Origin of the sequence: Myroides sp. C4067, assembly GCF_038039665.1 — a bacterium.
Lineage (GTDB): Bacteria > Bacteroidota > Bacteroidia > Flavobacteriales > Flavobacteriaceae > Flavobacterium > Flavobacterium odoratimimum.
The window spans coordinates 21,912-44,238 of record NZ_JBBPHJ010000013.1; the positions used below are offsets into that span (position 1 = coordinate 21,912).

16 protein-coding genes are annotated in these 22,327 nt (G+C 35.4%); 6 read left to right on the forward strand and 10 right to left on the reverse strand.

What is annotated here, in order from left to right; translation table 11 throughout:
- Positions 1–209: 209 nt before the first annotated feature.
- Both AABL87_RS10675 and AABL87_RS10680 read left to right on the forward strand, forming a co-directional pair.
- Positions 210–3,257 carry a SusC/RagA family TonB-linked outer membrane protein gene (locus AABL87_RS10675; protein WP_341277331.1) on the forward strand — a complete coding sequence of 1,016 codons (3,048 nt, stop codon included), beginning with the start codon at positions 210–212 and terminating at the stop codon, positions 3,255–3,257.
- Positions 3,258–3,267: 10 nt separating this feature from the next.
- Entirely contained in the window at positions 3,268–4,644 is a 1,377-nt protein-coding gene (locus AABL87_RS10680; RefSeq protein ID WP_230456713.1) for a RagB/SusD family nutrient uptake outer membrane protein, read from the forward strand.
- A 199-nt stretch (positions 4,645–4,843) separates the two neighbouring features.
- Here the strand turns inward: AABL87_RS10680 and AABL87_RS10685 are convergent, their stop codons facing one another.
- The 5 genes from AABL87_RS10685 to AABL87_RS10705 form a co-directional block, all read right to left on the reverse strand.
- Positions 4,844–5,752: a helix-turn-helix transcriptional regulator gene (locus AABL87_RS10685; protein WP_341277332.1), complete on the reverse strand. Its 909-nt coding sequence runs from the start codon at positions 5,750–5,752 to the stop codon at positions 4,844–4,846.
- Between the two features lie 639 nt (positions 5,753–6,391).
- Positions 6,392–7,222 (reverse strand): CvfB family protein, encoded by an 831-nt coding sequence (locus AABL87_RS10690; RefSeq protein ID WP_006259374.1) that lies wholly within the window; start codon positions 7,220–7,222, stop codon positions 6,392–6,394.
- A gap of 40 nt (positions 7,223–7,262) precedes the next feature.
- Positions 7,263–7,994, reverse strand: a complete 732-nt coding sequence (locus AABL87_RS10695; RefSeq protein ID WP_006259375.1) for a hypothetical protein — start codon at positions 7,992–7,994, stop codon at positions 7,263–7,265.
- A 71-nt stretch (positions 7,995–8,065) separates the two neighbouring features.
- Positions 8,066–9,151 (reverse strand): DNA polymerase III subunit gamma/tau, encoded by a 1,086-nt coding sequence (gene dnaX, locus AABL87_RS10700; protein ID WP_006265032.1) that lies wholly within the window; start codon positions 9,149–9,151, stop codon positions 8,066–8,068.
- 47 nt (positions 9,152–9,198) lie between these two features.
- Positions 9,199–9,894 carry a DUF4294 domain-containing protein gene (locus AABL87_RS10705; protein ID WP_006259377.1) on the reverse strand — a complete coding sequence of 232 codons (696 nt, stop codon included), beginning with the start codon at positions 9,892–9,894 and terminating at the stop codon, positions 9,199–9,201.
- 81 nt (positions 9,895–9,975) lie between these two features.
- On the opposite strand from AABL87_RS10705, the gene AABL87_RS10710 reads away from it, so the two are divergent.
- From AABL87_RS10710 to punC, 4 genes are all read left to right on the forward strand, one after another.
- Positions 9,976–11,067, forward strand: coding sequence for a M42 family metallopeptidase (locus tag AABL87_RS10710; protein WP_006265030.1), 1,092 nt, complete (start codon positions 9,976–9,978; stop codon positions 11,065–11,067).
- A 118-nt stretch (positions 11,068–11,185) separates the two neighbouring features.
- Positions 11,186–11,965, forward strand: coding sequence for an enhanced serine sensitivity protein SseB (locus AABL87_RS10715; RefSeq protein WP_006263222.1), 780 nt, complete (start codon positions 11,186–11,188; stop codon positions 11,963–11,965).
- Positions 11,966–11,971: 6 nt separating this feature from the next.
- On the forward strand, positions 11,972–12,634 hold the full coding sequence (locus AABL87_RS10720) for a chloramphenicol acetyltransferase (RefSeq protein WP_006263221.1): 663 nt from the start codon (positions 11,972–11,974) through the stop codon (positions 12,632–12,634).
- A 180-nt stretch (positions 12,635–12,814) separates the two neighbouring features.
- Positions 12,815–13,990: a purine nucleoside transporter PunC gene (gene punC / locus AABL87_RS10725; RefSeq protein WP_006259381.1), complete on the forward strand. Its 1,176-nt coding sequence runs from the start codon at positions 12,815–12,817 to the stop codon at positions 13,988–13,990.
- Between the two features lie 59 nt (positions 13,991–14,049).
- Here the strand turns inward: punC and AABL87_RS10730 are convergent, their stop codons facing one another.
- From AABL87_RS10730 to AABL87_RS10750, 5 genes are all read right to left on the reverse strand, one after another.
- Positions 14,050–15,315 (reverse strand): aminotransferase class I/II-fold pyridoxal phosphate-dependent enzyme, encoded by a 1,266-nt coding sequence (locus AABL87_RS10730; RefSeq protein ID WP_006259382.1) that lies wholly within the window; start codon positions 15,313–15,315, stop codon positions 14,050–14,052.
- 238 nt (positions 15,316–15,553) lie between these two features.
- Positions 15,554–17,950 (reverse strand): alpha-ketoacid dehydrogenase subunit alpha/beta, encoded by a 2,397-nt coding sequence (locus AABL87_RS10735; protein ID WP_341277333.1) that lies wholly within the window; start codon positions 17,948–17,950, stop codon positions 15,554–15,556.
- A 226-nt stretch (positions 17,951–18,176) separates the two neighbouring features.
- The gene (locus AABL87_RS10740; protein ID WP_006263219.1) at positions 18,177–18,812 is read right to left on the reverse strand and encodes a nitroreductase family protein; all 636 of its coding nucleotides are present in this window, start codon (positions 18,810–18,812) and stop codon (positions 18,177–18,179) included.
- A gap of 10 nt (positions 18,813–18,822) precedes the next feature.
- The gene (locus tag AABL87_RS10745) at positions 18,823–19,776 is read right to left on the reverse strand and encodes a phosphoribosylaminoimidazolesuccinocarboxamide synthase (protein WP_006263218.1); all 954 of its coding nucleotides are present in this window, start codon (positions 19,774–19,776) and stop codon (positions 18,823–18,825) included.
- Positions 19,777–19,809: 33 nt separating this feature from the next.
- Positions 19,810–21,795 (reverse strand): alpha-ketoacid dehydrogenase subunit alpha/beta, encoded by a 1,986-nt coding sequence (locus tag AABL87_RS10750; protein ID WP_039329142.1) that lies wholly within the window; start codon positions 21,793–21,795, stop codon positions 19,810–19,812.
- Between the last annotated feature and the right edge of the window lie 532 nt (positions 21,796–22,327).

Below are 22,327 nucleotides of genomic sequence, written 5' to 3' on the forward strand. Positions count from 1 at the left end.
TGTGAACTGTGAACTGTGAACTGTAAACTGTTAGCTATAAACTGTTAGCTATAAACTGTTAGCCGTAAACTGTTAGCCTCAGTCTCACATTAAAATTTTCTAATCTCCTTTTAATCCCCTCTTCATATCTCTTTAAGACCGTCCTAATTATCGTGAAATAAGTTTGCCTTGTTAAAAAGAAAGTAAAAAAATAGACAAGAATTTATTTTATGCATATCACTAAAAGATCATTGTTATCCCTAGCTTTAGTACTGTCAGCGACAGTGACTAGCTATGCACAGGATAAAAAAGCACCTATCGTGGTGAGAGATGCGGAAACGCTAATTCCGCTACCTGGCGTGACTATCGAAGACATTACAAATGATAAAGTAGATATTACTTTAGACAATGGACAATTCGAATTAGACAATACAGACTTAAAAGAGATAAAACTACGCCTAACTTATATCGGATATACAGATAAAGAAATCACGATAAAGGTGGGAGATTATCCTTCATTTATAGACTTAGATGTAGAGGATAACTTACTAGAAGGAATTGTCGTAACAGGATATACTAAACAGTCTCGTTCTAAAACAACAGGAGCTGTCAGTAAAATAGAAGCTCAAGCGATCAATAAATCACAAGTGAGTTCTATGGATCAAGCCTTACAAGGACAAGTGCCTGGATTATATGTAGCTTCTCCTTCTGGGCAACCTGGCACTCCTGGTAGGGTGACTATCCGAGGTATCGGTTCTCTTCAGGATGAGAACACAAATCCTCTTTATGTATTAAATGGAATGCCTATCTCTCCTGCTACATTCTCTGCTCTTAATCCTGAAGACTTTGAAGATATCACTGTTCTAAAAGATGCGGCAGCTACTGCTCAGTATGGTTCTAGAGGAGCTAATGGGGTAATCGTAATCACTTCTAAGAAAGGGGCACATGACTCTGATGGATTAAGGGTAACTTATCAAACTCAATACGGGTATTCTGAAGCCAATAACAGCAAATGGGATATGATGAATACGAACCAACGTCTTCAGTTCGAAGAAATGCTTCAAGACCAAGACTTACCTGGATGGGCATATTCTAGAAACAATCCTTATAAGACAGTAAATGGTGTACAGGTAGCTAAGACAGATGTTGATTATATAGAAGGAGATAGACGATTAGCTGAGATTAGACAGACTAATATTGATTGGAAAAAGAAGTTAATGAGAAGAGGGATTAATCAATCTCATAACTTAAGCTTCCAAGGGGGCGATGATAAGACTCAACACTATACTTCATTAAACTACTTCAAACAAGATGGTGTATTATACAACTCAGGGATAGAAAAGTTCAATTTGAATAGTAATATTCACCATAAGTCTGGTAGATTAAGTACTAACTTCTTCATCAACTTAGCGAATATTAATAGTCAAACTTCGGAGTCTGACTTTGACGTAAGTGAGACAAATCCTGTAGCTTCTATGTACTTCGCGTTACCTTATGAGAATCCGTATGATGAAGATGGAAAGCTTACTCCTGGTACGAATAGATTTGGTACAAATGCTTTAGCAATGTATAACGATGTTAGCCGAAGAGAAAAACAGCAGAAAGGTGTATTAGCAGGTAACTTTGCTTTTGATATTACAGATGACTTTAAACTTACTAGTACACTAGGGGTTGATTATACCAAACTAAGTAATACACATATCATCAAACCTGATACGTATTTCGGAGACCTAGTAGAAGAAGGTGGTAAAGGAATGTATAGTCAAGGTGATCAGACTAACATCGGGCTAATGGCTAACTTCGGGGCTAACTATAAATACAGATGGGATGCACACGAGATAGAAGCGATAGCCTTAATGGAGATGAATAGACAGAAGTATAACTATCACGGCTTTACAGGATATGGGTTAATAGATGGGCTAGACCATACTGCAGGTGGTATCACACCAGGTACACCTGAGAATGACTTCATTCCTAAGATAGAAGGTAGAGCTTCTGAGAACTTTTTACTTTCTCAAGTCGCTTTAGTGAGATATTCTTATGAGAATAGATTTACGTTGTCTACGAGCTTAAGAAGAGATGGTTCATCACGTGTACCTTGTAATAACAGATATAAGTACTTCTATGCTGTGGGAGGTAGTTGGAATATGAAGACAGAAGACTTTATGCAGAATATAGATGTTATCTCTATGGCACGTTTAAGAGCTAGCTATGGATTAACAGGTAATGCTAATGGCTTCGCTAGTGACTTCGGATACCGCCGTCTTTATGGTCCTGGTCAATACAACGGAGGTACTGCCCTTAACCCTATAACACCTGGAAATAATCAGTACAACTGGGAAATGAATAAGATTCTAGACTTAGGATTAGAGTTCGGTTTATTTGAAAATAGATTAATTGGAGAAATAGACTTCTATAACCGTATTACGAGTGATTTATTCTTAGATAGATCTCTCTCTAGTACATCAGGGTTTGAATCCATAGCAGATAATATGGGTAAAATCCGAAACCGTGGTATTGAGTTAAAACTGTCTGGAGATGTGGTAAAAAGTGGAGACTTCACCTTTAACTTAGGAGTTAACTTTGCTTATAACAAGAATAAAATCTTGAGCCTAGGAGATGAGGATGAAATCATCACAGAAGACTACTCTATCCATCAAGTCGGCAAGCAAATAGGACATTTCTATATGGTGAAATGGGCTGGTGTAGATCAGCAGACAGGTGCTCCACTCTATTATGACAAAGATGGTAATATCACGACTACTTATGATCCTGATAATGCTGTATTAGTTAAAGGAGGGTTTGACCCTGCTATCAAAGGAGGGTTTACAACTAACTTTAAATACAAAAACTTAGAAGTAAGCGCCTTATTCTCTTTTATTAAAGGAATGTATAGACTTAACACAGGAGAGTTTTACAGAACATCTGCAGACCAAACTTACCGTATCTATAACCAGTCTACAAGTATGTTAGATATGTGGCAAAACCCTGGTGATGTCAGCGATAATCCTAGTGCAAAATACGCTCGTTATATGACTGATAGAGAGCTACAAAAAGCAGATTACTTAAAACTTAGAAACTTAAGTGTAAACTATAGATTTAAAGACTTCGGGAAGTGGAATAAAATAGTGAAAGAGATCAATATATTTGCTCAAGGGCAAAACCTATTGACTTGGACAAACTTCAAAGGACAAGATCCTGAAGATGACAACAACTGGTACCAATATGAATACCCATTACCACGTACCATCACAGCAGGTGTAAAAGTAATTTTTTAAAGCAATGACAATGAGAACAACCATATATAAAATCAGTGCAATACTATGCTTAGCATTAGGAGCTATTAGTTTCCAGAGTTGTGATAGTATGCTAGATATAGACCCTAAAGATGCTGTAAATGAAGAACATATTTACAGTTCGGTTAAGCAATTTGAGTTTGGAGTATTAGGAGCTTATACAGAGCTAAACCTAGAATACAATACCTTAATCGGTTCGATCATGGCAGATGATTGTAAACTAGCTCCTAGTAATGCTGGGGTAAACTCTTATGCTGTCAATCTTAACCGATGGACTTTTAGCGCAGACGATGACCTTCTACAACAGATATGGATAGATTACTACCACAGCGTGTACAAGATTAACACACTACTAGAAAACATCCATAAAGTGCCTACTAGCAATGAGGCTGAAGTAGAAAAACTAAAGGAACTAAAGAGTGAATTACACGGTCTAAGAGCTTTAATACACTTCGAACTACACCGTATGTTTGGACAGTCTGAATACTTAGGGATGACAGCTTATACAATCCCTTATAAGACGAGTTCTGATGTATATGGGAAGCCAGGTAAACAAACAATACAAGACTTCTATAAACAACTAGAGAATGATCTAGTGGAAGCAGAACAGCATATTAATAAAGATACCACTATTCGCTTAAGTCAAGATGCTATCTTAGCTTTAACTGCACGTGTGGCATTATATTCACATGACTATACAAAAGCAGAAAGATATAGTACTCTGCTAATTAATAAATATCCACTAGCAACGGCAAAAGAGTTTGAAGGAATATGGGAGGACACTTCTAATGCTGAGGTTATTTTTAAACTGAAGCGCAACAATGATGACAACATTAGACCTAACATATTCTGGTATGACTTCAGCAATGGTAAAACACTGTACTATGCTTCACAGAAGCTAAGAGATCATTTTGACTCAGAAAATGACCAAAGGTATGAACACTTCTTCGGTATAGAAGATGATGCAGTCATCAGTAAATATGATGGTAGCGCATTCAACGATCGTATTAATGATTACAAAGTATTTCGCATCAGTGAAATGTATCTTATACGCGCAGAAGCATATCTAAAACTAGGTAATAATACCAGTGCTACTAATGATATTAATACGCTTAGAGACAATAGAATTAAAGATAATACTCACTTTACTACTGTGACGCTACAGGATGTATTACAAGAGCGTTTCTTAGAATTATCCTTCGAAGGACATCGCTATTTTGATTTAAAAAGATTAGGCTTGCCATTAGAAAGAGATTCACGTGATCTAGCAGTAGATACTGATAACACGATAATTAATGCTTTTGATGAATACTATCAACTACCTATTCCACAAAAAGAAGTACAAGCTAATCCAGCGTTAAAATACTAATACTAAAAAAGGCTATTCCTAAACAGAATAGCCTTTTTCATTTACAATAAACCTCGATTCATACTCTAAAGTATAAATCAACAATAGCAGGCCCCCACCTGCTATTGTTTTCGAAACAAACTAACCGTTATATCTGTATATTTTGACTTAATAATAACTTATCATATACAGTTACAACTTCTACATTAATTCCCCCAAACTAATGTATTTTTATATATTCGTCTTGGTGTTGCTCTAAAGCAAAACGCAATTCTTCAATAACTTCTTCCTTTAGTCTTTCTGGTGAAACGACTTTCACATATTTACCAAACTTCATGATTTGTTGCTTCAACTCATAATTTGGTTTTACTAATAAAGTAGCTAAAATACGTTCTCCACATACACTCTCTGTAATTACCTGAGATGAGTGAAGTGGGCAAGAATTTAAAACAGCTCTTTGACTCTTATCAAATGAAAGGACTACTTCGTGAACATCTTGATTGGTAAAGTTTAAGCCTATAATTTCACTAAACTTAGTTCTAGCTGACTCTGAGCATCCTTTAAAACGTTCGTTCTCAATCATCACATCTGATATAGTATCTAAAAAGTAAGTATGGTAATCATTATCTTCTAACGCAACAACATACCACGCATCTTCAAATTCTTTAAACAGTATAGGTGCTATTTTCACACGATATGGCTCTCCTTCTGACTGATTAGTATAAGTAAAAGATATTTTTTGATTTTTCGTCATTGCTGTATAGATCATTCTAATCGTATCTATTGGCAATACTCCTTTCTTAGATACTGGATCGATATAAGTAGAAGCTGACGCCCTAGATCCATTACTCGAATTAAGTATATCTGTAGTTACCAGATCTTTTAAATGTAATAAAACTTGATTTGCTCTTGCCAAATATTTAGGAGCAATATAATACCCTTTTTTAGCATTATCTAGTGATACCTCTACCCCAAACTCTGTAGACAAGTCACTAAGTGCGCGATACAGTGTACGTTCACTAATATCAATGTCATAACTTGCTAAGTACTCTAAAAGCTTTTCCCGCGAAGGGTAATGATTTTGATTCAGGTAATTTAATACCAAAAAATAATAGCGTAATTTCTTCATTTTAACCCCAATTAAAATTAAGTGATAGTTGTGTTTTTTATAAATAACTAAATTAGCTTTTTTCTCTAATAAAAAAAACTATCTAATTGGGATACAAAAGTAATCCTATTATAATACAAGGTATTCAAAAATTGGGTGAAAGTGTCTTTTTTCTTAGTTAAGCCGCGTAATCTCAATTTAAGAATAGTTGAAATATTTATTCATAACCAGCTACTTCAACTATGTATTAACACATTTATAAATAGCTTAAATCAGGCAACGATAAGGTTATTTGATTACACCTTTATTAATAAAAACAGCGTCTATTTTAAATATAGACGCTATGGGGACACTCTAAATTCTTAGCTAGCCAACACTATACTAGAAATTGCATCACAAGTTATACAACTCACAATATGCACGTTCTATACTAAGTATGGTTGATAGTAATGATACTTCTATACAATGTTCACTCCTAATTAAAAAACAATTCGCTCATCTAAAAGAACATTACAAACATATTAATTTACCAATCTTCATAATATAAAAAAAAGTAAAGCAAGTAATTTATTGAGTAAAGAAACTACTAACCACAATATACAGGTATAAAAAAGGAGTCACTTTACCCATGACTCCCTCTTGTACTATCTCACTCAGATACTATCTCACTAGATAAATACCATCTTCTTTTATCTCTATCTTCTTCTCTTTATAAAGAGTTCCTATTGCCTTTTTAAAGGTCTTTTTACTCATGTTTAGAACAGTCTTGATGTCTTCTGGATGACTATTGTCATTTAGCCCTAAGAATCCTCTGTTGTGCTCTAATTCTCTGATAATAATTGTAGCACTGTCTACTACTCCATCAAAACCTAATTTGTTTCTACTAACGTCTATTTTTCCATCAGGACGAATAGATTTAATATACCCTATGATACGATCTCCTGTGTGTAACTCTTCAAACACTTCATTCTTATACATAAGACCAGCGTGTTTTTCATTGATAATTACATTAATACCTAAATCTGTAATATGAGATACAACTAGTTCTACTTCTTCTCCTTCTTCTACAGTAATATCCTTATTATCGACAAACTGCTTTAATTTACTAGAACCTACCAATCGTTTACTTTGATCATCAAGATACATATAGATCAGATATCTATTCCCTTCTTTCATAGGACGCGCTTGTTCTCTAAACGGAACGAATAAGTCCTTTTCTAACCCCATATCCATAAAGGCTCCATATTCATTAATGTAGCTTACTTTTAATAACGCAAACTCATTTACATATATTTTAGGCTCTAAAGTAGTTGCTACTGGTCTTTCTTCTTGATCTAAGTAAACAAAGACAATCATCTCATCTCCAACTCTAATATTCTCAGGTTCGTATTTACTAGGTAAAAGAATATCTGTTTCACCATCTGTTAAATAAAGTCCAATACCCGCTAAACGAGCAACCTTTAATTTATTATCATCTCCTATTTTAATCATATTCTTGTATATCTTTTATATTGTGAACTTAAGTTCACTTTTACTTTAATTCTAAGTCAAAAATGTCCTTCAATACCTCTACTTCAGGATTAATTTCTATAAAATGTTGGTACTTATCTTTTGAGTCTAATACTCTCTTAACTAGCTTAATCTCTTCGTTTACAGTAATATTTAATTCAATTGCAAAGTTCTGTAATTTTTTGCGAAGGTAATTAACCAAGTCATACTTATTCTCTTCAAAACTCAATTTAGAACCCTCATTTGGCAATTCTAATTCAATACGAGCTTCATACAAAGTAGGTTGAGCCATTCGCATTAAAGAAGCCATTAGCATTAATCCTGCTCTAGTCAAACGATCTATATAATAGTTCCATTCTCCCATTAACTGATCATAGGTAAAAGCCTGTTTAGGTAAGTCATCAGGGTTAATTACAACTTTTTCTAGAGACGAAGCCAACTCTTTTCTGTTTCGAATACTAGTCAACGATAAGGCAGAAGCTCTTTTAGGTTGTTCTGCTATAGGATTAGTATTACTTTCTATATTGAGTGACTGATTATTTAATGACTCACTTGCCTGAGGTTGTACTAGATGATTTGACTCAACAGTTTGAGCTCCTTGAGGAGCAACTGTATTATCATATTGATTATTTACACTTTGAGCATAACCACCTTGCTCTACTACAGGTACATTATTAGGCACTTGTATGTTTTGAGCTGATTGGTGAATACTATTTACCTCTTGTACAGATGTGTTTTTACTTACACTTGCCAAAGCATTTAACTCATCTAAATTACTTGTAAATTGTCTATTATGAAGTAATTCTTTAAGCGCTAAAGCTGGTATTATAAATTGTTTATCTTTTTTTTTTCGCCTTCAAAAGATAAAGACGCTAACTGCATTAGACACAATTCTACTAGTAATCTCTGGTTTTGACTTGATTTATACTTCAGATCACAATCATTCGCTATCTCTATAGCTTGTAACAAGAAAGGCATTGAAGTTTGTTGTGACTGATTGTAAAACAATTGTTTGCCATGATCTCCAATCTCTAATAGATTGATTGTCTCAGGTGTTTTACAAACCATCAAATCTCTAAAATGAGAAGCCAGTCCAGAAACAAAATGATGTCCATCAAATCCTTTAGATAAGATATCATTATACGCTAGTAATAATGCAGGAATATTATTCTGTAAAACAAAATCAGTGATACGAATATAATATTCAAAGTCTAATACATTAAGATTTTCAGCAACAGCTTGTCTTGTTAAGTTTCTACCACAATAAGAAACAACTCTATCAAATATAGATAATGCATCACGCATAGCACCATCAGCTTTCTGCGCTATAATACGCAAGGCATCATCCTCAAAGTTGATTCCTTGACTTCTAGCAACATCAGCTAAGTGATTAGCCGCATCAGCAATAGTGATTCGTTTAAAATCAAATATCTGACATCTAGATAAGATAGTTGGTATGATCTTATGCTTCTCGGTAGTTGCTAATATAAAAATAGCATGACGAGGCGGTTCTTCTAATGTTTTTAAGAAAGCATTAAACGCTGCAGAAGATAGCATGTGCACCTCATCTATAATATACACCTTATACTTTCCAGTCTGTGGTGGTATACGCACTTGATCAATAAGACTTCTGATATCATCCACTGAGTTATTAGACGCAGCATCTAATTCAAATACATTAAATGCAAAGTCCTCATTTGGATCATCATATCCCTCTTGGTTTATCTTTCTAGCTAAAATACGAGCACATGTCGTCTTACCTACTCCTCTAGGTCCTGTAAATAACAAAGCCTGTGCTAAGTGATTACTCTCAATAGCATTAACTAGAGTACTTGTAATAGCTTGTTGGCCTACTACATCTCTAAATGTTTGGGGTCTATATTTTCGGGCAGATACGATAAATTGTTCCATAGGTCTCTTATTATCGCAAAGGTAGTTTATTTTTTAGAATACAGAAATTATTCTCTTAACTCAGCAGGGAAAAACTCATCTTTACCTATCTTGTTTGACCACTGTTTTCTAAGTTCATTTAAGTGAATAGGCTTATGAGGCTCTCTGCTTTCTAACTCAAAAGTATAAAACAAATACTGTAACTGTACTTCTATATAAAAGTCATCCAAATAAAGTTCAGGATGATACTCCGACTTCAAATCTAAACTGAATGTTCGAGCAGCAGTATTAGACCAAAAAGCCTTCCACCCACTTTTAAACTCCTTAATCAATTTATATACAGTCTGTCCTGTCTGACGATCAATAAGCTTAATCAGCACTTTCCCATCATTACGAGACAGTTTCTTTAATCTCGCTGTAAACTGTTCTTCTAGATATTTCTGAGAGCGTTTTATATATTTACGCTTATCACTATTACTAGTCATCTTATCTAGGTTTGCATTAAGAATCACTAGATTCTCTGCTGTTGCCTTTGCATAAGGATATACTCTACGCAATCTATTGCGAAGAATAATCATATCACGTCGATACTTCTCGTCTTTAATATCTACCCCAATATAAATCTCAGGAATAGTATATTCCTGTATAGTATCTCCTTCTATTATGAGTTCATGCGGTATCTCTGGTACTTCAACTAGCTTCTTATCTTGTGCAATAAGGTATTGCACAAAAAACACAAAACTAATTACTAAAAGCTTTTTCATAACCTAAATTATACTCCAAAATTATCTCTTTTTGTTGAGTAATAATAATAGTATTAGGTAAATTAGCAAAAAAATAAAATCATGAGTACAAAGACAATTCTAGATGACAGTTCACTAGCTTTTTTAGAAACATATTTAAATAACCCATCTCCTACTGGACATGAGTCAAATAACCAAAAGACTTGGATGGAATATCTAAAACCTTATGTAGACACTTTTATTACAGACACTTATGGTACTGCTGTAGGAATAATCAATCCTGATGCTCCTTATAAAGTAGTGATAGAAGGGCACGCTGACGAAATCTCTTGGTACGTTAAGTATATCACTGAAGAAGGTTTTATTCACGTAGTTAGAAATGGTGGTAGTGATCACATGATTGCCCCTTCTAAACGTGTACATATCCATACTAAAAAAGGAATTGTAGAAGGTGTGTTCGGATGGCCTGCTATCCATATCAGAAATAGAGCTGGAAAAGAAGAATCTCCAAAAATAGAAACAAACTTTATTGACCTAGGATGTGACTCTAAGGCTGAGGTAGAAGCATTAGGAGTACATGTAGGTTGTGTGATTACATACCCTGATACTTTCACTATCTTAAACAATAATCGTTTTGTATGTCGTGCTATTGACAACAGAATGGGTGGTTTTATGATTGCACAAGTAGCTCGTTTATTAAAGGAGAATAACAAGACACTACCTTTTGGGCTTTATATAGTAAACGCAGTTCAAGAAGAAGTAGGATTAAGAGGTGCTGAAATGATCACACAAACGATTAAACCTAATGTAGCTATCGTAACAGATGTTTGTCATGATTCTAATACACCGATGGTAGACAAGAATATCGAAGGTGATAATAAGATTGGTAGAGGTCCTGTAGTAGGATATGCTCCTGCTATCCAAAATAACTTAAGAGAGCTAATCGAAGAAACAGCTGAACATAACAATATTCCTTTCCAACGCAATGCCATGAGTAGAGTGACTGGTACAGATACAGATGCCTTTGCTTATAGCAATGGAGGTGTTGCTTCAGCACTTATCTCTCTTCCTCTAAGATATATGCATACTACAGTAGAGATGGTTCACAGAGATGATGTTGAAAACACAATCAAATTAATCTACGAAACGCTACTTAAAATAGAGAACAACGAAACTTTTTCGTACTTTAAATAATATAGTAAGGCAGCCATTCGCTGCCTTATTTTTTTATGAATTATCTACCAATTTTATACAAACAAATCAAAGGAATATGATTAAATCCTCTATCTTTGAATAAAAATACATTTAGATAATGTCCAATTACAATCGCAACAAAAATACTGTTGCAAAACTAAATACAAACTTAACTCTTGCACAAATCATTGAGCAAGCAGGTACTAATCCAGAATATAGAATTGTATTTTACAATCGTTTCTTAAAAGATGATATTTATGTGCTCGTTGAAAAAGGAGCTTTAGAAGGTAAGACTGATGGTAGCATGGATCCTACACCTCCTATTATTGCTTTTGAAAACAACTGTATTCCTGTTTTTACACATCCAGATAGAATATACGATAGTAGTGCTATACATCAAGAAATGGATTATATGAAAGTAAGAGGAAATGACTTCTTAGAAATGACACTAGGAGCTACTATCATTGTCAATCCTTTTTCTAAAGTATACAAAGAATTAGTCGTAGAAGAAATAGCAGAAATGCTAAACGGTAGTATATTCAACACCTTAAGTAGCCCTGTATTAAAAGCTCAGATGAATGTAAAAATAGGAGCACCAGAGACTGAACCTACTGTTTTATTAGAAGAGTTAAAAACTGCCTTTTCTGAGCATGAACTTATTAATGCAGCTTATATCGGTTGGACTTTTAATGAAATCCTAGACAAAAATGCTCATTATGTATTCGCGATAGAGTGCGCTAAAGAATTAACTGATTTTAAAGAAGTAGCAGATTTAATCTCTAACTTCTGTAAACCTCATTTAACGAAAGAGGAATATATAGATATCATTAAATTAGAAAAGAATGGAAACTTTAGCGATTATTTCTATAATCACGCCACTCCTTTCTACACAAAATAACAAACAATGACAAAGGAAGCTAAATTCACCCCTATCGACTTAGAATCGTGGAACAGGACTCCTTACTATGAATATTACCGAAATATTCTAAAGACAAAATATACGGTAAGTATTAAAATAGAAATTACAGAAGTATTCAGTCTATACAAAAGTAAAGGATACAAGTTCTTTCCTACCTTCTTATATATCATCATGAAAGCACTTAACAACAGTGAGGAGCTTCGCACTTGTATACATGAAGGTCAACTAGGCACATGGAATTTTTTAGCCCCACAATACACCCTCTTTCACGAAGATGACAAAACATTTTCTGATTTATGGAGTGAACACGCTGATGACTTTAAAGCTTTTCACCACAATATCATCTCTGATATCGAGAAGTACAAGGATGTTAAAGGAATAAAGATAAAAGAAGGTCTACCTGCTAATTTTGTTCCCATCTCTTGCGTCCCCTGGATTAGCTTTGAGAGCATTAGTCAAGATACTTCTCATGACTCTGATTTTTTAAAGCCAATTATTCGTTTTGGCAAGTATTATCAAGAGCATGATAAGGTTTTAATACCATTATCTATTTACGTCAATCATGCTATAGCAGACGGATATCACACTTCCATGTTCTTACAAGACATACAAGATATCGCAAACGATGCTAGAAACTGGATATTATAAGGATTATCTCTACAAGAGGTAATCCTTTTTTATTTCCTTCCTACTTCAATCAACCTCATTATCAAACAACTACCCTATCAATCCCTCCATAGCCTCTGTTAATTTATCCTTCTTAGACAAATAAACCCCTTGTCGCGTATATAATTAGTGTACTTTTGCCGATTCTAAAATTTTTAATATATGCCACAACAACATAAGAATAGTTTTTTCTTTTTAGTATATCTAGTAGGGTTAAGTATCATAGGATTTTTAGCAACAGATATGTACTTACCAGCCTTTGACAAGATGCGTATTGATCTTGACACCACTAAAAGTAATATTAGCGCTACCTTAAGTTTATTCCTTGCAGGGTATGCTATTGCTCAATTAATGTGGGGACCAATATCTGACAAAGTCGGTAAACCAAAAACCATTATAATAGGTCTTAGTATATTCACTATTTCCTCTTTAGCAATTTTCTTTACAGATAGCGTAATCGCCTTTATCGTATTAAGACTAATACAAGCTATCGGAGTATGTGCTGCTGCTGTTAGCTGGCAAGCCTTAGTTATAGAAAAATATCCTTCTAGCGAGACGAATAAGGTATTTGCATCTATTATGCCTTTAGTAGCCCTATCACCCGCTCTAGCGCCTTTATTAGGAGTATACTTATTAGATCATTTCGGATGGAGATCTATCTTTATCACATTAGCAATTATATCTGTTCTTCTGATTTTATACACTTTCACTATAAAAGAAGAAAAGAAAGTAGAAGAAACAGTACAAGTTGAAGCAAAGAGTATTTCTTATTTCGAAATACTTAAGTCAAAAAAATACGTAGGTAATGTACTTATCTATGCATTGTGCTCTGCTGCCTTCTTTGCATGGCTGACAGGATCACCTTTCTTCTTAAAAGAAATGGGATACAATGAAAGCGAAATAGGCTTTAGTTTTGTACCTCAGACCATTGCCTTCTTAGTAGGTGGCTTTGGATACAGAACACTATCTTCTAGAGTAAATGGAGACGTATTAATGCCTTTCTTTATAGCATTATTTGTTATCGCTATTAGTTCACTTACAGCATTAGCAGTGTTTACTACTCCTACCCTGACTACCTTATTAATCCCGTTTTGTTTAATGGCTTTTGTCAATGGAGCATCATATCCTATTGTAGTTTCAGAAGCTTTAAAGCTATATCCTAATAACTCAGGTAAAGCAGCTGCTCTGCAAAACACTATTCAATTAGGAATGTGTTTTATCGCTAGCTCCATAGTTTCTCTATTTACAGAAGACGCTTTATTTACTACTGTATTAGTTATGACCGGAACTATTCCACTAATATACATAGCCTACCGATTGACAAAAAGTTCAAAATAATAGCCACAAAAAAAGGAACCTAAAATTTAGGTTCCTTTTTTATATCTTCTATCTACATATTATGCGTTAGATACATCTACAGTAGTTGCTTCTGCAATTTGTTTGTAAGTACCATTCTCTAACTTCTCGCGGATAGCTTCATAAGCTTTTAATGTCTCATCGATATCCTCTTTAGTATGAGTCGCTGTAGGAATCATTCTCAATAAGATAATTCCTTTAGGAATAACTGGATAAACAACAATTGATAAGAAAATATTGTAGTTCTCTCTCAAGTCATTTACCATCACCATTGCCTCAGGAATACTTCCTTCTAAGTACACAGGAGTAACACAAGTATTTGTATCACCGATGTTAAATCCTCTGTCTTTTAATCCATTCTGAAGTAAGTTAACATTCTCCCATAACTTCGCTTTTAACTCAGGATTAGTTCTTAAAAGCTCTAAACGTTTTAATGCTCCTTTAGTGAAAATCATTGGTAATGATTTTGCGAACATTTGAGAACGTAAATTATATTTTAAATAATCAATAATATCTTTATCTGCTGCTACGAAAGCTCCGATAGAAGCCATAGACTTAGCAAAAGTAGAGAAGTATACATCGATACCATCTTGACATCCTTGCTCCTCACCTGCTCCAGCTCCTGTAGCACCTAAAGTACCGAATCCATGAGCATCATCAACTAATAAACGGAAGTTGTATTTCTCTTTAAGAGCTACTATTTCTTTTAATTTACCTTGTTGACCTCTCATACCGAATACTCCCTCAGTGATTACTAAGATACCTCCACCTGTAGTTTCAGCCATTTTAGTTGCTCTCTCTAAGTTCTTTTCGATACTTTCGATATCATTGTGTTTATAAGTAAAACGTTTACCCATATGTAAACGAACACCATCAATAATACAAGCGTGAGAATCTACGTCATATACGATTACATCATTCTTCGTTACTAAAGCGTCGATGATAGAAACCATCCCTTGGTAACCAAAGTTTAATAAATAAGCTGCTTCTTTTTGTACGAATGCTGCTAATTCATTTTGTAATTGCTCGTGCATTGTAGTATGTCCAGACATCATACGAGCACCCATTGGATAAGCTGCTCCATATTCAGCAGCTGCTTCAGCATCTACTTTTCTAACTTCTGGGTGATTAGATAAACCTAAATAATCATTGATACTCCAGTTAATAACTTCTTTTCCATGAAACATCATACGATTTGACAAAGGTCCCTCTAGCTTAGGAAACACATAATATCCTTCCGCTTGAGATGCCCATTTTCCTAAAGGCCCTTTATTTTTCTGTATTCTGTCAAATAAATCGTTTACCATAATATAACTATGTTTAAAAAAACAATTGCAAAAATAATGATATTTTGTATGCTTTCATAATAAATAGGGAACTATTTGAACCGAAACCCCTCTAACTGTGATAGTATTAAATGCATTTTACATATAATATCTCAATATAAAAACGCGAACAAAATGACCATTTTTTTCACAAAACATCTAATGAAAAGTGTTTTTAAAATAAAAACCTCCCATATTGGGAGGTTTTTACTTCATATTTTTAATATAATGCAGGGTATAAATTAGGATTTACCTCATTCATCATTGCATAAACTTTTTCAAAAACATCTTCTGCTGATGGCTTAGAGAAGTAATCTCCGTCTGTACCATAAGCAGGTCTGTGTGCTTTAGAAGTCAATGTTTGAGGATCGCTATCTAAGTGACGGTATCCTTTTTGTTCTTCTAACACTTTTTGAAGGATATAAGCAGAAGCACCACCTGGTACATCTTCATCGATAACTAACAGGCGATTTGTTTTAGCAAGACTCTTCACGATATCGTGGTTCAAGTCAAATGGCAATAAAGACTGAGCATCTATAATCTCAACATCTATTCCTACTTCTAACAACTCTTTTGCAGCTTGCTCTATAATTCTTAAGGTAGAACCATAAGATACGATTGTCATATCTTTTCCTTCTTTGATGGTCTCTACTACACCGATAGGAGTTTTAAACTGCCCTAAGTTATTAGGCATTTTCTCTTTTAAGCGGTATCCATTAAGACACTCGATTAATAAAGCAGGCTCATCACTCTCTAATAAAGTATTGTAGAATCCTGCTGCTTTTGTCATATCTCTTGGAACTAATACATGCATTCCTCTGATTGCATTTATAATCATCCCCATAGGAGATCCTGAATGCCAGATACCTTCTAATCTATGACCACGTGTTCTAACAATCAATGGAGCTTTTTGGCGACCTACTGTTCTATATTGAAGAGTAGCTAAATCATCACTCATGATTTGGATAGCATATAATAAGTAATCTAAGTACTGAATCTCAGCGATAGGTCTTAGCCCACGCATTGCCATACCGATACCTTGACCTAAGATAGTAGCCTCTCTAATACCAGTATCTGTTACTCTATTTAATCCATGTTTCTCTTGAAGTCCTTCTAATCCTTGGTTTACGTCACCGATATTACCAGAATCCTCTCCGAAGATCATCACATTTTTATGATTTTCTAAGATAGTATCGAAGTTATCTCTTAGTACTACACGAGCATCTACTTCTGTAGCATCTGCATCATAAGTAGGCAATACCTCTTCAATAGCTGTAGCTGTACCCGTCATTAGGTGAGAGCTATATCTAGGTTGGTTCTTAGCGAAGAAATCATCGATATACTGCACTAATGCACCTTTACCTGATTCTTTAATCACCATTCTCAGTACCTTACGAGCTGTAGTGATTACATCTCTTCTGATTGGCTCTTTAATACCAGCTAAATCATTAGCCATTTTCTCTATAAATACTCTATTTGCACTAGATGCAGCTACAGTACCTAATAAAGCTACTAATTCATTACGCTCAGCGATGATTGGATCTACATAAGCTTTCCAAGCTGCTTTTTTGCCTTCTAAAACTTCTTTTTTAAGTTGTTTATCTAGCTCATCTAACTCTTCCGCAGTAGCAATATCAGAAGTAATCATCCAGTTTCTCATCTGAACGATACAGTCGTGCTCTACTTCCCAAGCTAAACGCTCTGGGCTCTTATATCTCTCATGAGAACCCGATGTAGAGTGTCCTTGAGGTTGAGTTAACTCTTGTACGTGTACTAATACAGGTACGTGCTCTTCTCTAGCTATTTTAGAAGCTTGGTTATAAGTATCTACTAAAGCTACATAATCCCATCCTTTCACACGTAAGATTTCATATCCATTACCGTGTTCATCTCTTTGGAATCCTTTTAATATCTCAGAGATATTCTCTTTTGTAGTTTGGTATTTTGCGTGTACAGAGATACCGTATTGGTCATCCCACACATTCATTACCATAGGTACTTGTAATACCCCAGCAGCATTGATCGTCTCGAAGAATAATCCTTCTGAAGTAGAAGCATTACCTATCGTACCCCATGCTACCTCATTACCATTTACAGAGAAGTTTCCTTCTTTATCAGCATCTGCAAACTCTCTATAAAATTTAGAAGCTTGAGCTAATCCTAATAATCTAGGCATTTGCCCAGCTGTAGGTGATATATCTGCACTTGAGTTTTTTTGGTCAACTAATTTTTTCCAATTTCCGTTCTCGTCTAAGCTGTGAGTAGCGAAGTGCCCTCCCATCTGACGACCTCCAGACATCGGATCATTCTCTAAATCAGCATGTCCAAAAAGTCCTGCAAAAAATTGTTCTACTGTCAATTGTCCTATCGCCATCATAAAAGTCTGATCGCGGTAATATCCAGATCTAAAGTCTCCATTCTGAAAAGCCTTCGCCATAGCTAACTGCGGCACCTCTTTTCCATCTCCAAAAATTCCAAACTTCGCTTTTCCTGTAAGCACTTCACGTCTACCAAGTAAACTACATTCTCTACTTAGTTTCGCAATCTTATAATCTTGAATTACTTCTTTCTTAAAATCATCGTAAGAAAGAGCCGTTTTTGTTTCTTTTTGACTCATTGTAAAATACACTAATTTACTTGTTACGAATATAAAATAATATCACTAAAAAAGCTAGTACATACTTCTTCATTATATTGAATTAATACATACATCTTTTGATAATCAATCAAAAAAACAGTAAAAAAATTACACTAAGTAAAAATTAAAGTATTTTTAACAAAACGATATTATGAATTTCGTAATCACATATAAAAAAATATCCCCTACCAAGAGGGGATATCTATTATTCGATAATTGTTAAAATATCTTCTAGTGCAAAACGTACTTTCTTCATAGGTAATAACCAATCATTTTCATGATCTCTTTCTCCTATCGCTAAAATAGTTACACTTTTCAGTCCTTTCTTATCTAAACCTAATGCCTCATCTAACTGATCATTGTAGAAGCCCTCCATAGGCGAAGCATCTACTCTTAACTCAGCTGCTGCTGCGATAGCCATACCAAAAGCAATATAAGCCTGACGAGCTGCATGCTCTGCTTGCTTCTCTTGTGACATTGCTGCAAAGTTACCTTTGATAAATCCTTTATAATCATTCATAGCACCAGGAGCTAACTCTCTCGTCTTCTCTACATTATCAAACACAGCATCAATGCGCTCTTCTGTATAAGCATCCCAAGCGGCAAAAACCAAAACATGTGAACTATCCACCACCTGACTTTGATTCATAATCACAGGTAATAGCTTCTCTTTTAACTCTTGATTCTTGATTAAGATCATCTCGAAAGGTTGTAATCCAGAAGAAGTAGGTGCCATACGAGCTGCCTCGATGATCTGCATTACTTTTTCGTCTGCTATCTTAACTGAACTATTATATTTCTTAGTAGCATAACGCCACTGTAAACTCTTTAGTAACTCCATAATTTATTAATTATCTCTTAGCCAAAAAAGCTAAAACATTATTCTCTATACGTTCATTAATATTAGAGATATCAGCCTTCACAAATGGTTCTCCTATAATCTTCTCATATAGCTCTATATATCTATCTGATACACTATTGATATACTCATCCGTCATCTCTGGTATTGCCTGTCCTTCTTTTCCTTGAAAGCCATTGCTGATTAACCATTGTCTGACGAACTCTTTAGACAATTGCTTTTGAGCCTCCCCTTTTGCTTGTCTTTCTTCATAGCCCTCTGCATAGAAGTATCTAGAAGAATCTGGCGTATGTATCTCATCGATTAACACAATCTTTCCGTCTTTAGTCTTCCCAAATTCATATTTAGTATCCACTAAGATCAAACCGCGCTCTGCTGCTATCTCACTTCCTCTCTGATACAGTGCGTGTGTGTATTGCTCTAATACCAAATAATCTTCTTCAGAGACAATCCCTCTTGCCAAGATATCTTCTCTCGAGATATCTACATCATGAGCTCCTAAATCTTCTTTAGTAGATGGAGTGATAATAGGTGATGGCAATTGATCATTCTCTTTTAACCCTTCTGGCAAAGTCACTCCGCATAACACTCTCTTTCCTTCTGCATACTCACGAGCAGCATGCCCAGCTAGATAACCTCTGATCACCATCTCCACCTTAAACGGCTCACATACATGCCCCACCGCTACATTAGGATCAGGTGTAGCTACTAACCAGTTAGGAACGATGTCACTTGTCATCTCCATAAACTTGGTTGCTATCTGATTTAGGATTTGTCCTTTAAAGGGAATTCCCTTAGGCATAATAACGTCAAAAGCCGATAATCTATCTGTAGCAACCATAACTAATAAGTCGTCTGCTATATTATAAACTTCTCTTACTTTTCCGCGGTAAACTGACTTTTGATTTGGAAACTCAAAACCCGTTTTTGTGATTGTGTTATTCATATTCTTGTTATAGTTGTGTAGTTCTTTTCTATTCTAGTAGGCTATCAAATCTAATAGCGCTGTTTCAAATCTGTCCTTAGGCAGATATTGATCTTCTAAAGCTTTCACAAATGGTATGGCTGTCTCTAAACTGGCTACCCTTCTTACAGGTGCATCTAAGTCTTCAAAACAATTCTCCATAATCATCGCCGACATATCACTTGCAATTCCTCCGAATAAGGAATCTTCCTGCAAAATTATAACTTTATTTGTTTTTTTCACTGATTTAAATACAGTTTCCTCATCTAAAGGTTGTAAAGTTCGTAAATCTATCAAATCAGCCTTAATATCAGGGTGCTTGTCTAGCACTTCCATCGCCCAATGCACTCCTGCTCCAAAGGTCACTACGGTCACATCTGCCCCTTCTCTCAACACACTCGCCTTTCCAAACGGCAGTGTATAATAATCCTTAGGTACATCCTGATAAATACTCCTATACAACAGTTTGTGCTCAAAGAAGATCACAGGATTAGGGTCATTAATAGCAGTAGCCATTAGCCCTTTTGCATCATACGGAAAAGCAGGGTACACTACCTTAAGTCCTGGTGTTTTTGTAAACCAAGCTTCATTGGTCTGTGAGTGGAATGGGCCTGCTTGTGTACCACCACCACACGGCATACGCACGACCACATCTGCCTTCTCATTCCATCTGTAATGTATCTTTGCCAAATAGTTTACAATCGGATTAAACCCAGTAGATACAAAATCGCCAAACTGCATCTCCATAATCGCTTTTCCTCCATTGATAGAATACCCCATCGCGGCAGAGACTACTGCGCTCTCACAGATAGGTGTATTGCGAATACGCCCTTTGCCAAACTGCTCTACGAAACCATCTGTTACTTTAAATGCACCTCCGTATTCTGCAATATCTTGCCCCATGATGATTAAGTTATCATGGCGTTCAAAAGATTGTTTTAACCCTTCTGATATCGCATCTATCAGTCGAATATTAGCTACTTCTGCTGTTGGTTGTATATCTTCATACTGATAAGGAGCATACATATCATTTAGCTCCGTAACCAAGTCAGCTACTATAGCAGGCTCTTCTTGTGTTGCCTTCCAGTCCTTGTCTATCTCTTGTTTAAACTCTTCTCTAATCTGTTCGTCTAAAGCATCTGTCAGTACGCCTATTTCTTTTAGATAAGCTCTGTAATTCTCCACAGGGTCTTTTAGTTGCCACATATCCATCAGTTCTTGAGGCACATACTTTGTACCACTAGCTTCTTCGTGCCCACGCATTCTAAAGGTCAAGAACTCTATCAATACAGGACGAGGATTCTCACGCATAGATTGTGCCAGTGCACTGATCCGCTGGTATACTTCTAAGATATTATTCCCATCTATAATATGACTTTCCATCCCATATCCTATCGCACGATCTGCTAGATGCTCACATCTATACTGCTCATTCGTAGGAGTCGACAGTCCATAACCATTATTCTCGATTACAAAAAGAACAGGTAAGTCCCACACAGAAGCAATATTCAGCGCCTCGTGGAAGTCTCCTTCAGAAGTAGCTCCTTCACCTGTAAATACTGCTGTTATCTTATTCTCATTTCTCAAGGTATGCGCTAGAGCGATACCATCTGCTACACCCAACTGGGGACCTAAGTGAGAAATCATCCCCACTATATGATATTCTTGTGTACCGAAGTGAAAAGAACGCTCACGTCCCTTAGTGAACCCATTTGCCTTTCCTTGCCATTGAGAGAACAAGCGGTGTAAAGGAATATCTCTAGAGGTAAACACCCCTAAGTTTCGGTGCATAGGCAGAATGTATTCGTCCTGCTCTAAACTAGCAGTCACTCCTACACTGATAGCCTCTTGCCCTATTCCGGAGAACCATTTAGATACTTTGCCCTGTCTGATCAGGATAAGCATCTTTTCCTCTACCATTCTAGGTTTGAGTAATTTTTTATAAAGTCCAAGTAACTCTTGGTCTGTTAAGTTTTTTCGATCGTAATGTAATTGTTTCATAATTGGTTTAATAGACTCTAAAAATAAGCATTTGCCCCTACTAAACAAATTAATTCTAAACAAGTAATTACATTATTCTATAATCACTTTTACAACTCATAACAATACTTACTTTCAAAAAACTTTAAAACATTCTTACTGTATAATCTCTCAAATTCATTCCCTGATATTGCAATCTCTCCACCATTCTATACTTCATAATATCTTACATGACAAATTTAAAAAAATCATCTATCCTACTTGTGCTGACATATTCTCTACACCATCTCGCTTGCTGATTCTAGGAGTATTCTAGGGGTTTTCTTGCAGTTTACTTGCCTAGAGAGGCATTTTCTCGAAGGAATGTGCAAGGATACCTCTAGCAACCCTCTAGCAATACCATAGAAATATAAGCTAAACTCAAATGTCTAATCAACTTTCAATAAAGACAGATGTAAATAAAATGCTGATAGTATTCAAAGTATTTTTAACTTTTTTTGCCTCTAAAAACGTATTTACTGGCTTCATCAAGGGTTCAATAAATGGACGAGAA

Bases quoted from the DNA above. Each gene is read 5' to 3' on its own strand.
- AABL87_RS10740 (WP_006263219.1), bottom strand. From the start codon at position 18,812: ATGGAGTTACTAAAGAGTTTACAGTGGCGTTATGCTACTAAGAAATAT.
- AABL87_RS10745 (WP_006263218.1), bottom strand. From the start codon at position 19,776: ATGAATAACACAATCACAAAAACGGGTTTTGAGTTTCCAAATCAAAAG.
- AABL87_RS10715 (WP_006263222.1), top strand. From the start codon at position 11,186: ATGTCCAATTACAATCGCAACAAAAATACTGTTGCAAAACTAAATACA.
- AABL87_RS10690 (WP_006259374.1), bottom strand. From the start codon at position 7,222: ATGATTAAAATAGGAGATGATAATAAATTAAAGGTTGCTCGTTTAGCG.
- AABL87_RS10730 (WP_006259382.1), bottom strand. From the start codon at position 15,315: ATGGTAAACGATTTATTTGACAGAATACAGAAAAATAAAGGGCCTTTA.
- AABL87_RS10685 (WP_341277332.1), bottom strand. From the start codon at position 5,752: ATGAAGAAATTACGCTATTATTTTTTGGTATTAAATTACCTGAATCAA.
- AABL87_RS10750 (WP_039329142.1), bottom strand. From the start codon at position 21,795: ATGAAACAATTACATTACGATCGAAAAAACTTAACAGACCAAGAGTTA.
- AABL87_RS10735 (WP_341277333.1), bottom strand. From the start codon at position 17,950: ATGAGTCAAAAAGAAACAAAAACGGCTCTTTCTTACGATGATTTTAAG.
- punC (WP_006259381.1), top strand. From the start codon at position 12,815: ATGCCACAACAACATAAGAATAGTTTTTTCTTTTTAGTATATCTAGTA.
- AABL87_RS10710 (WP_006265030.1), top strand. From the start codon at position 9,976: ATGAGTACAAAGACAATTCTAGATGACAGTTCACTAGCTTTTTTAGAA.
- AABL87_RS10720 (WP_006263221.1), top strand. From the start codon at position 11,972: ATGACAAAGGAAGCTAAATTCACCCCTATCGACTTAGAATCGTGGAAC.
- dnaX (WP_006265032.1), bottom strand. From the start codon at position 9,151: ATGGAACAATTTATCGTATCTGCCCGAAAATATAGACCCCAAACATTT.
- AABL87_RS10705 (WP_006259377.1), bottom strand. From the start codon at position 9,894: ATGAAAAAGCTTTTAGTAATTAGTTTTGTGTTTTTTGTGCAATACCTT.
- AABL87_RS10675 (WP_341277331.1), top strand. From the start codon at position 210: ATGCATATCACTAAAAGATCATTGTTATCCCTAGCTTTAGTACTGTCA.
- AABL87_RS10680 (WP_230456713.1), top strand. From the start codon at position 3,268: ATGAGAACAACCATATATAAAATCAGTGCAATACTATGCTTAGCATTA.